Origin of the sequence: Anabaena sp. CS-542/02, assembly GCF_028331085.1 — a bacterium.
Classification (GTDB): domain Bacteria; phylum Cyanobacteriota; class Cyanobacteriia; order Cyanobacteriales; family Nostocaceae; genus Anabaenopsis; species Anabaenopsis arnoldii.
Genome location: NZ_JAQMTM010000139.1, coordinates 1 through 9,387 on the forward strand (window position 1 = coordinate 1; position 9,387 = coordinate 9,387).

Sequence of the window (9,387 nt, forward strand, 5' to 3'; positions counted from 1 at the left end):
AGGTTCTAATAACCGACACAAAGCTAAAATTCAACTGGCTAAACATCACGCTAGAGTAGCTAATCTTAGAAAAAATACTCTTCACCAAATCACTACTTTCTTATGCAAAAACCACGCAAAAATAGTAGTAGAAGATTTAAAGGTTTCTGGGATGATTTCAAATCATAAATTAGCTCAAGTAATCGCTGATTGTGGTTTTTATGAATTTAAGCGCCTGTTAGAATACAAGGCTAAAAAGTTTGGTGGTGAAATTATAATTGCTGATAGATTTTACCCATCAAGTAAGACCTGCTCAAATTGTGGGCATATCCAAGATATGCCACTAAAAGAAAGAATTTACAACTGTGGAAGTTGTGGTCATTCAATGGATAGGGATTTAAACGCGATAGTACAGCCAAGCAGCAAACGCGAGTCTATGGAACTTCACCACCTTATGAACCGCCGGATTATTTAATTTTGTAAAGTTCAGTGTCTGAATTTTGCAGGAATACAAGTGCTGAAAGTGTTATTTTTGCAAGCTTTCGGCACAATGTTACAGAATGTAAAGCAGTGGGAAAATTTGTCGCCGGGAGGTGGGAGGAATTAGATTGAGGAACGGTTTGTGAATAAGAGTAAATTTGTGATTAATGACTTGAATCCTTGGTGTTTTGCTGCTAAATTAATCATATCAGCTTAATTCGCTGGTTTAAATTCTTCAGTCACACTACGCGAAAGGTTTGCTACTTCCTGATTTCCGTAGTCTGGCGCAACCGCACCTTGAAAACTAAATATGACAACAGTTTCCACTTCATAGGGTTTTTCATAACCATTTCCCCGCAAGGGGACGGAAACAAGAATCGCTCGAATTTTATCTCCGTCCCTGTATAGGAGTTTTTCATAACCATTTCCCCGCAAGGGGACGGAAACCTTTGAATAATCCAGGGAGTCCCTCTTTTTGAAGGGAGTTTTTCATAACCATTTCCCCGCAAGGGGACGGAAACGTGAGGATACCCTGGTAAAACCACCAGTGGGTTAACGAGAAAGATGCGGTTCTCAAGGAAGATAATTCCACCATCCATCTGGGGAATGCTCCGGTAAATCTCTCAGTTCTCAGAGCGATTGCTCTGAATATACTCCGCCGCAATGGTCATACTTCCATCACAATTGATCCCCCCTAACCCCCCTTAAAAAGGGGGGAACTAGAGTGAAAGTGCGCCTTCTCAAGGGGGGAATTTTAGATAGTTTTAGTGCGCTTTTCTTGTTGGGTGCATTAACTGTGGCAACTAATTTTTGATGATAAGGTAAGTGAAAGTCTGATTTATTTAATAGGATTTGATCCCCCCTAACCCCCCTTAAAAAGGGGGGAACTAGAGTGAAAGTGCGCCTTCTCAAGGGGGGACTTTGAGATAGTTTTAGTGCGCTTTTCTTGTTGGGTGCATTAACAAATTATAATGCGCCTTATTTATCCCAATGAACTTACTAAAATTTAGGCTAAAAAGATTTGTCACCCAGTCATCCCAGAGGAATTAGCCCCCCTTTTCAAGGGGGGGTTGGGGGGATCAACAACCTTTCAATTTCAGCACAAACCCCCTCAAAACGATTCATCACCTGCTCATTAGTAAAGCGAACAACCGTCAAACCATAACCCTCTAGAATTTTAGTTCTTTCAAGGTCATATTCTTGACCTTCTTCTGTAAAATGGCTATCACCATCAATCTCAATTATTAACCGACAAGAAGCACAATAAAAATCAACAATAAAGTTATCAATTGGTCTTTGTCTCAAGAAACGATGTTTAAGAAAATGTAAATACTCTTGCCAAAGTTTTTTCTCTGGGATTGTTGCATTTTTGCGTAATTCTTTGGCTATGGCAACTAATTTTTGATGATAAGGTAAGTGAAAGTCTGATTTATTTAATAGCATCTGATCCCCCCTAACCCCCCTTAAAAAGGGGGGGAATTTTAGATGATTTTAGTGCGCTTTTCTTGTTGGGTGCATTAACTCTGGCAAATAGTTTTTAATGATAAGGTAAGTGAAAGTCTGATTTAATAGCATTTGATCCCCCCTAACCCCCCTTAAAAAGGGGGGAACTAGAGTGAAAGTGCGCCTTCTCAAGGGGGGAATTTTAGATGATTTTAGTGCGATCGCTTTTCTTGTTGGGTGCATTAACAAAGTCAGAAGTGTTGAATCCTGCAATAAAACTTTACAATTTTTGCGTTTTACCCAGATAAAGTTCATTGTCTATTAAGAATAGAGTCATTAATTGCTCAAATTTTGTATCACCAATGCCAATGCACAAGGACAGTCAACAGTCAACCGTCAACCGTCAATAACCAGTAATCCGATGTGATATTTCATCAAGCAGTACCTTACACCAAGATGGAATATGCTCAATTTTAATCAAGTTTCTTCCTCCCAATCTTCAATCTGCAAACCATTCACCCGAATAAATTCCCGTGTATTATGCGTAACCAAAATTAAATTATTCGCCATTGCAATAGCAGCAATTTGGAAATCATTGGGGCCAATAGGAGTCCCATTAGCTGACAATTCTGCACGAATTCTTCCGTAAATCAGGGCAGCATCATCATCAAACGGCAGCGAAACAAACAACCTGAGAAAATCTTGCTGTCTAGCTAACGTTCTCTCAGGATTACTGCTTTTTATTGCACCATAAAATAACTCACCCTTGACCACAGAACACACCACAATATCAGCAATATTTGTTGATTGTAAACGCTTCCGAATTGCCAGTGACCTACCATTGAGATAACGAGCGCAAATATTACTATCCAGCAAATACCTCACACAATTTCTTCCCTTTCTTCAAAATCACCCTCAGAATCAATAACAATGGGGTCATCCTGACAACTGCCATAGGTCTGCTCAAAAAAACCAGGAGGCCAACCTAATTCTTCTGGTGTTTTTTGCATATTTGGTATTTCTATTTGTTGATAAATAACCATGATTTCAACTTCTTTATCTGTGATTCCCACAGGAATTTCTAAATGTAGAATACCATCTTTACCGACACGCTTTGTTAATTTAATACTGTTCATTATTATAGTCATCCTATTTGACTTGAGAAATTATCAGTGAGGAAAGGGAACAGGGAACAGAAATTGTTCATGAATCATTTAGGATTGCTATATTAAGAGATTTAGCGATAATTCTACCGAGTCTGTTTTAGTAATTGCATAATCATATATTATCCTAAGCGATCGCTTTTCTTGTTGGGTGCATTAACAAAGTCAGAAGTGTTGAATCCTGCAATAAAACTTTACAATTTTTGCGTTTTACCCAGATAAAGTTCATTATCTATTAAGAATAGAGTCATTAATTGCTCAAATTTTGTATCACCAATGCCAATGCACAAGGACAGTCAACAGTCAACCGTCAACCGTCAACCGTCAACTAACAAAGTATAACGCGCCTTATTTATTGTCTGTTGAATAAGGGTTCTTCCAGCTATCTGTATAATCTAGGAATGAATTACACATAGGTTTAGTGCATAGGTATTACACAAATAAAACAAAGGAATTTAACCGCAGTTTGACAATAACACTAAGTGTAAACAGCAACAGATAAATCACCGTCAGCGATCGCATATCAACATCAAATTTTACTTAATTATCAGGAAAATGCCATGAGCTTTGAAAATGTTAGCCCTCAAATGCAAAGAAGATTTGAAATCTTAGAGGATGTTTGATAAGTTTTATAAGGTGATTTTAGACACTTCTTGATCCCCCATAACCCCCCTTAAAAAGGGCTTACAAGGGTAGGTTTTTTACATTGTCGTGAGGGCAAGATCCCGAAGACAAGGAGGGAAAGTAGACAAGGAAGATTTTATACAAGAAATGGACTGTTGAGCGTCATTTTCTGTGATAAATTGTACATCAATTGTACGGTCTTACTCCCTTGTCACCTTGTCTACCTTGTCCTCCAAGTCTTGCCCTCACAGATCATATTAAAAACCTATCCCTGTGAGTGGTAATCCTGGGCGATAGGCTTTCTTTTTTTGGAGCTTTTGTTACAATTAGTAAAATTCATATTTACAAAAAAGCTCTTATGGCCTTATATGCTGAATTACATAGACACCTGGGCGGTTCGGTTGTTCCCCGTGTCTTATGGCGGTACTTTGAGCGCCATGGTCAAGATTCGATTGCTCAGTTTGCTGAGTATGGGGAATTTGAAGAATTTTACACCCGTCCCCGGAACACCTTAGATGAATATCTGGAATTACACACCTTAGTAGAAAGTGTGCAAACAGTAGAAACCTTACCCTACTTTATTTATCGCCTACTGCGGGGGGCTTATATCTTTGAGAATTTAGCTTATTTAGAACTGCGCTATACCCCATATTTACGTACACCAGAACACCTGAGCCAAAGCGCCAGAATTGAGAAAATGGCGGAAATTGTGGAAGTGGTAGGAAAAGCCAGCCATTTACCAGAATATCCCATTGTCACTAGCCAAATCCTCTGTATGCACACCCGCTTACCCTATGAGGTGAATCAGGCAATTATTGACCTAGCAGTGCAAAATAAACAATATGTTTGTGCTATCGATGTGGCTGGGGGCGATCGCTACTATCATGAACGGATGGCAGAATGGGTAAGCTTATATGATTATGGGCGATCGCAGGGCTTAAACACCACCGGACACCTCTATGAAACTAGAGACGGTTGTCACCCCGAATTACTACCCTACCTCATGCGCATAGGTCACGGTATCCAAATCCCCCTGTTATTTCCCGAACTATTAAAGGAGATAGCTCAACGGGGACAGTGTTTAGAAGTATGTCCCACAACTTACCTGAAAACCGGGACATTAGAGGATATACGTCAACTCAAATTAGTTTTTGACCGTTGTTTTGCTGCGGGGGTAGATATCGCCATCTGTACCGATAACGCGGGGTTACATAATATGCGCTTACCCTTTGAGTATGAAAACTTGCTAACATATGATATAATCGATTTTGAGCAGTTGCAAAGCTGCCAAAATGCGGCTTTCCGCCATGCTTTTGCTTGGCCTTACAATCACCCGCCGACATTGCTACTGGATAAAGTCTTAAAACCCTCTCAAAATAGGGTGGGGTTGACTTCCGCCGCCAAGGTTTGAACTAACAGACTAAAAGAAAGAACTTACAACTGTGGAAGTTGTGGTCATTCGGTGGATAGAGATTTAAACGCAGCAATCAACTTATCGAGGTTGGCTAAACCTTGAAAGCTTACTGAGGGATAACCGCTCCCATGCTCCCATCGAAGTAAGAAATAAATGTCTAGACTTGTCTAGGATTTATATAGCAGGAAATACGCAGAGATTTAGACAAATATCAAAATACTCAATCTTAAGCAGCTATCCCCTCTGTAGCGCCCCCCACGGTTCTCCAAGCTGACAAACCGCCATGAATATGAATCACATTAGTAAACCCAGCTGCGCGCAATAATTGTACTGCATAGCCAGCCTGGGTATCTTCATTGCCATAGATATAAATATGGCGATCTTTGTGAAGTGTAGATGTAGCTCGTTCTACCAGTTCGTTTAGGGGAATGGCGATCGCACCGGTGATGCGACTTTGATTGTAAGTGTGGCGATCGCGCACATCTATGATGGTAAACCCTGGTTGTCCCCATTGCAAACGAAACTTCAGATCATGAACCTCACTCGTTAAGTCACTGTTCATAAGCATTTCTCGCTGTCTTGTCTCACCAGCAATCTATCAAGAATATTGAGAAAACCTGAGTTTCTTTACAAAGAATCAAAAATTCTGTAGGACTGTCAAGAAAAATGCCTATTCTATACAGTGGTCGCCTCTTGCCGTAAACTGTAACTTATGGCATCTACTATTCAAACCCTATCAACAGAAATTGTATCTCTCATTACCGCCGGAGAGGTGATCGACTCCTTGGCCGCTGTAGTGCGGGAATTAGTCGAAAATTCCCTAGACGCAGGGGCAACAAGGATTATAATTTCCCTATGGCCACAGCAGTGGCGGGTACAGGTAGCAGATAACGGTTGCGGAATGGACGCAGATAATTTGCAACAAGCCGCCCTAGCACACAGTACCAGTAAAATTCGCTCTGCTGATGATTTATGGAAAATCAACAGTTTAGGGTTTAGGGGTGAAGCCTTACACAGTTTAACCACCCTAGCAGATTTAGAAATTCTCAGCCGTCCACCGGGAGCAAATGTCGGCTGGCGGGTTGTTTATGGTCATGGTGGCCAACCTGTGGAATTTGCTGCCACGGCCATCGCCCCTGGTACAGTGGTCACAGTGTCTGACCTGTTCGGTAATTGTACCCTGCGCCGCCAGGGTTTACCCACATCCGCCCAGCAAACCAGAGGGGTACAACTAGCAATTCAACAAATCGCCCTGTGTCATCCCCGTGTAACTTGGCAAGTTTGGCAAAATGACCGCCAATGGTTTACTATTTCTGCGGCCGCCACTACAGGACAACTATTACCGCAAATTGTCCCCCAGCTGCAATATAGTGACCTCCAAGAATTTAACCTACAATTACCCAACCCCCCCAACTGTGCATTAGCTTTAGTCGTAGGTTTACCAGACAGATGTCACCGCCGTCGTCCTGATTGGGTGCGGGTGGGAATTAACGGGCGTATGGTCAAATCTCCAGAGTTAGAGCAAAGCATTTTATCAGCATTTCACAGGACATTGCCACGCGATCGCTATCCTGTTTGTTTATTAAATCTTACTGTTCCCCCAGCGCAAGTTAACTGGAATCGTCACCCCGCTAAACATGAAATATACTTGCATGAGATGGGTTATTGGCAACAACAAATTACCCAGGGAATTGACCAAGCCCTGCGCATCAGTTCCGCCCAGATGTCAGAGTCTTTTCATCATACACGGGTGAGTCAATTAGTCAAAGCAGCAGAAACTAAAGGGGGTTACAAGATTAACCCCCAAAACACCCATACAGACAATTATACGCCAATACCTTTAAAAGCGATCGCCCAACTGAGCAACACCTATATTGTGGTAGAACATCCCCATGGTATGTGGTTAGTAGAACAACACATTGCCCATGAGCGAGTATTATATGAGCAAATTTGCGATCGCTGGGAACTAGTACCCATTGAACCCGCCATCATTATGTATCAACTTTCTTCCGCTCAAGTATCACAACTGGAAACTATTGGTTTAGATATAGAACCCTTTGGTGAACAACTTTGGGCAATTCGCAGCATACCCGCACTGTTACAACAGCGTGAAGACTGTGCAGAAGCAATTTTAGAATTAAGTTGGGGGGGTGACCTGAAAACAGCCCAAGTAGCGATCGCCTGTCGCACTGCGATTCGCAATGGTACACCCATGAGTTTAGAACAAATGCAAGGATTACTCGACCAATGGCAACAAACCCGTAACCCCCGCACCTGTCCCCACGGTCGCCCCATTTATTTATCTTTAGATGAACCTGCTTTAGCTCGGTTTTTCCGGCGTAGTTGGGTAATTGGCAAAAGTCACGGGATTTAAGAGATTTAAAGGGGATTTAATTTTATTTAACTATCTATCAACCTGGTTGTTAATATCTTGGGCGGTTAATTCGGTCTTGGTTCCTCGCAGCACCAGATCACCATTGACAAACTCAATACTGTCTACACTCAACCCCACATCAGACAGAGCTAAGTTGAGTTGCCGATTAATTTCTGACTTACTCAGCCCTGTTACCTTGGTAATATCTGCCAAAGACAGGCTCACACTTCCCAGACTTAATTGCGTATTATTACTTAAGTGTATTTGTCTATTTTGGACTATTAGACTACTGGTAACACCTATATAAATAGGGCGATCGCCCGCCATGGGTAATACCTGCTGCACCATCCGCCGCGCCCGGTGTGGTAACTGGGATGGTTGAACTACCACCCCTCCTGTTACCTGATTTTCTTGAATACTGGCTTTAAGTCCTTTTGTCGCCTGTAATACTTGCGATGTTTTGGGGTTTTTGGCTAGTCTTTGATTCATTAACACAGTTAATTCTGTTTCATTCAGGGGAATATCCACCCGGTTATTTTCCCCTTCCCATTGAGTCAGTTTCACTTCCAGCACATTCTGGTCATCCCGATTCAGATTAACCGACTCACTACTGCCGTGAGTGTACCAGCTAGGCAGAGATGTGATTTGCCTCCACCCGTAGGCTATCCCTGTAACTACTATACCGTTGATGAGGAGAAATAGTAAAATTGAATTTTCTTTCTTATCCATAGTTTGGTTTCCTGATAAGTAAATTACTTATACACCCCTTAATCACCTTAACAGTCTATGCAAAGATTTTGTTTACACAAAAGTACGGTTGTGAGGAAGAAAGTAATATTGTGTCCAGGCCTGTAGCTTTGCTCAGGGGAGGGTGAGGATGGGTAAAACCCATAACCGCAAACAAACAAACAATGAAGATATTCCCAGGGATCTGCTTGTAGCAGCACTGGGGCGATCGCAACTATTACCAGATAGTATACACTTATTTTCATCAGTATAAGGCCATAAATGTGGGAGTAGTATATATAGGCGATCGCGCTGCGGGGAAGACACATTTAGCTTTGGAGTTATCTAACCCCAAAACTGAATATGTGAAAGTCACCAGTCAGGATTATCAAACTTTGCAAGCTATTTTAATGGATGAACAAGGAGGAACCAGACCCACAGACCTACAGCAGCCCATATACAACCGCCCCTTAGATGTGGAAGTCAGGTTACCTACTGGTAATAAATCAGTATCAGTAGACTGGATAGATACGCCTGGAGAGGTATGGCGAAAAAGCTGGCAATGTGATAATCAAATGGAATGGCAGAAAATTTTACACACCATCGGTGAAAGTGAGGGAATTTTCCTGATTCTGCCACCACATCGGGGGATGACCTTCAACATGGGGGTAAATGCAGATGAATTTATGACTCAAGAGCAGTGGTGTAATCGATTTGACCGCTGGGGGGAATTTTTTCGCTATGAATGTCCTAAACTCAGACATTTAGTGATTTGCTTAAATAAGGCTGACCTGTTTTGTAATTTGCTACAGGAGGCTAAACAACTCAAATACAGCCCCAATGGAACACAAATGAATTGGCAACAACGCCATATGCACGTTGTCCAGCGCTATTTCCGCCCTATTCAAACCCAACTCCAGCAGATTAATCAAAGTCTAGACCGGGTATCAGTCCGTTGCTTTATTACCTCTATCCATAATCGGTCAGTCTTAGAACTACCGTGGATTTATATGGGTAGTTTTTTAGCTAAATCATAGTGAGGAAAGGGAACAGGTAACAGGGAACGGGGAACAGGTAACAGGTAACAGGTAACAGAAATTGAGTTGAGAAATTATCAGTGAGGAAAGGGAACAGGGAACAGGGAACGGGGAACAGGTAACAGGTAACAGGTAACAGGTAACAGG

10 protein-coding genes and 1 pseudogene are annotated in these 9,387 nt (G+C 41.8%); 6 read left to right on the plus strand and 5 right to left on the minus strand.

What is annotated here, in order from left to right:
- A partial coding sequence (locus PN447_RS14690) for an RNA-guided endonuclease InsQ/TnpB family protein (RefSeq protein ID WP_271763778.1) occupies positions 1-454 on the plus strand: 454 nt, incomplete at its 5' end.
- Between the two features lie 1,064 nt (positions 455-1,518).
- Here PN447_RS14690 and PN447_RS14695 read toward each other — a convergent pair.
- The 3 genes from PN447_RS14695 to PN447_RS14705 form a co-directional block, all read right to left on the minus strand.
- Positions 1,519-1,902, minus strand: coding sequence for an endonuclease domain-containing protein (locus PN447_RS14695; RefSeq protein WP_271763779.1), 384 nt, complete (start codon positions 1,900-1,902; stop codon positions 1,519-1,521).
- Positions 1,903-2,379: 477 nt separating this feature from the next.
- Positions 2,380-2,787: a type II toxin-antitoxin system tRNA(fMet)-specific endonuclease VapC gene (gene vapC, locus PN447_RS14700; protein ID WP_271763781.1), complete on the minus strand. Its 408-nt coding sequence runs from the start codon at positions 2,785-2,787 to the stop codon at positions 2,380-2,382.
- Positions 2,784-3,038, minus strand: a complete 255-nt coding sequence (locus PN447_RS14705) for a hypothetical protein (protein ID WP_271763782.1) — start codon at positions 3,036-3,038, stop codon at positions 2,784-2,786. Before PN447_RS14705 ends, vapC begins: the two co-directional genes overlap by 4 nt.
- Before the next feature lie 1,009 nt (positions 3,039-4,047).
- Between PN447_RS14705 and PN447_RS14710 the strand changes: the two genes are divergently transcribed.
- Together PN447_RS14710 and PN447_RS14715 are read left to right on the plus strand one after the other, a co-directional pair.
- Positions 4,048-5,100, plus strand: a complete 1,053-nt coding sequence (locus PN447_RS14710; RefSeq protein ID WP_271763783.1) for an adenosine deaminase — start codon at positions 4,048-4,050, stop codon at positions 5,098-5,100.
- A 21-nt stretch (positions 5,101-5,121) separates the two neighbouring features.
- Positions 5,122-5,205 (plus strand): annotated as a pseudogene (locus tag PN447_RS14715) (zinc ribbon domain-containing protein); the annotation flags it as partial.
- A gap of 124 nt (positions 5,206-5,329) precedes the next feature.
- On the opposite strand, the gene PN447_RS14720 reads toward PN447_RS14715, so the two are convergent.
- Positions 5,330-5,665, minus strand: a complete 336-nt coding sequence (locus PN447_RS14720; RefSeq protein ID WP_271763784.1) for a rhodanese-like domain-containing protein — start codon at positions 5,663-5,665, stop codon at positions 5,330-5,332.
- 150 nt (positions 5,666-5,815) lie between these two features.
- Here PN447_RS14720 and mutL point away from each other — a divergent pair, with 150 nt between their 5' ends.
- Complete coding sequence (mutL, locus tag PN447_RS14725) at positions 5,816-7,477, plus strand: DNA mismatch repair endonuclease MutL (protein WP_271763785.1); 1,662 nt, start codon at positions 5,816-5,818, stop codon at positions 7,475-7,477.
- A 30-nt stretch (positions 7,478-7,507) separates the two neighbouring features.
- On the opposite strand, the gene PN447_RS14730 is transcribed toward mutL, so the two are convergent.
- Entirely contained in the window at positions 7,508-8,206 is a 699-nt protein-coding gene (locus PN447_RS14730; protein ID WP_271763786.1) for a hypothetical protein, read from the minus strand.
- Between the two features lie 148 nt (positions 8,207-8,354).
- On the opposite strand from PN447_RS14730, the gene PN447_RS14735 reads away from it, so the two are divergent.
- Complete coding sequence (locus PN447_RS14735; RefSeq protein WP_271763787.1) at positions 8,355-8,477, plus strand: hypothetical protein; 123 nt, start codon at positions 8,355-8,357, stop codon at positions 8,475-8,477.
- 10 nt (positions 8,478-8,487) lie between these two features.
- On the plus strand, positions 8,488-9,240 hold the full coding sequence (locus tag PN447_RS14740; protein ID WP_271763788.1) for a hypothetical protein: 753 nt from the start codon (positions 8,488-8,490) through the stop codon (positions 9,238-9,240).
- Positions 9,241-9,387 lie beyond the last annotated feature (147 nt).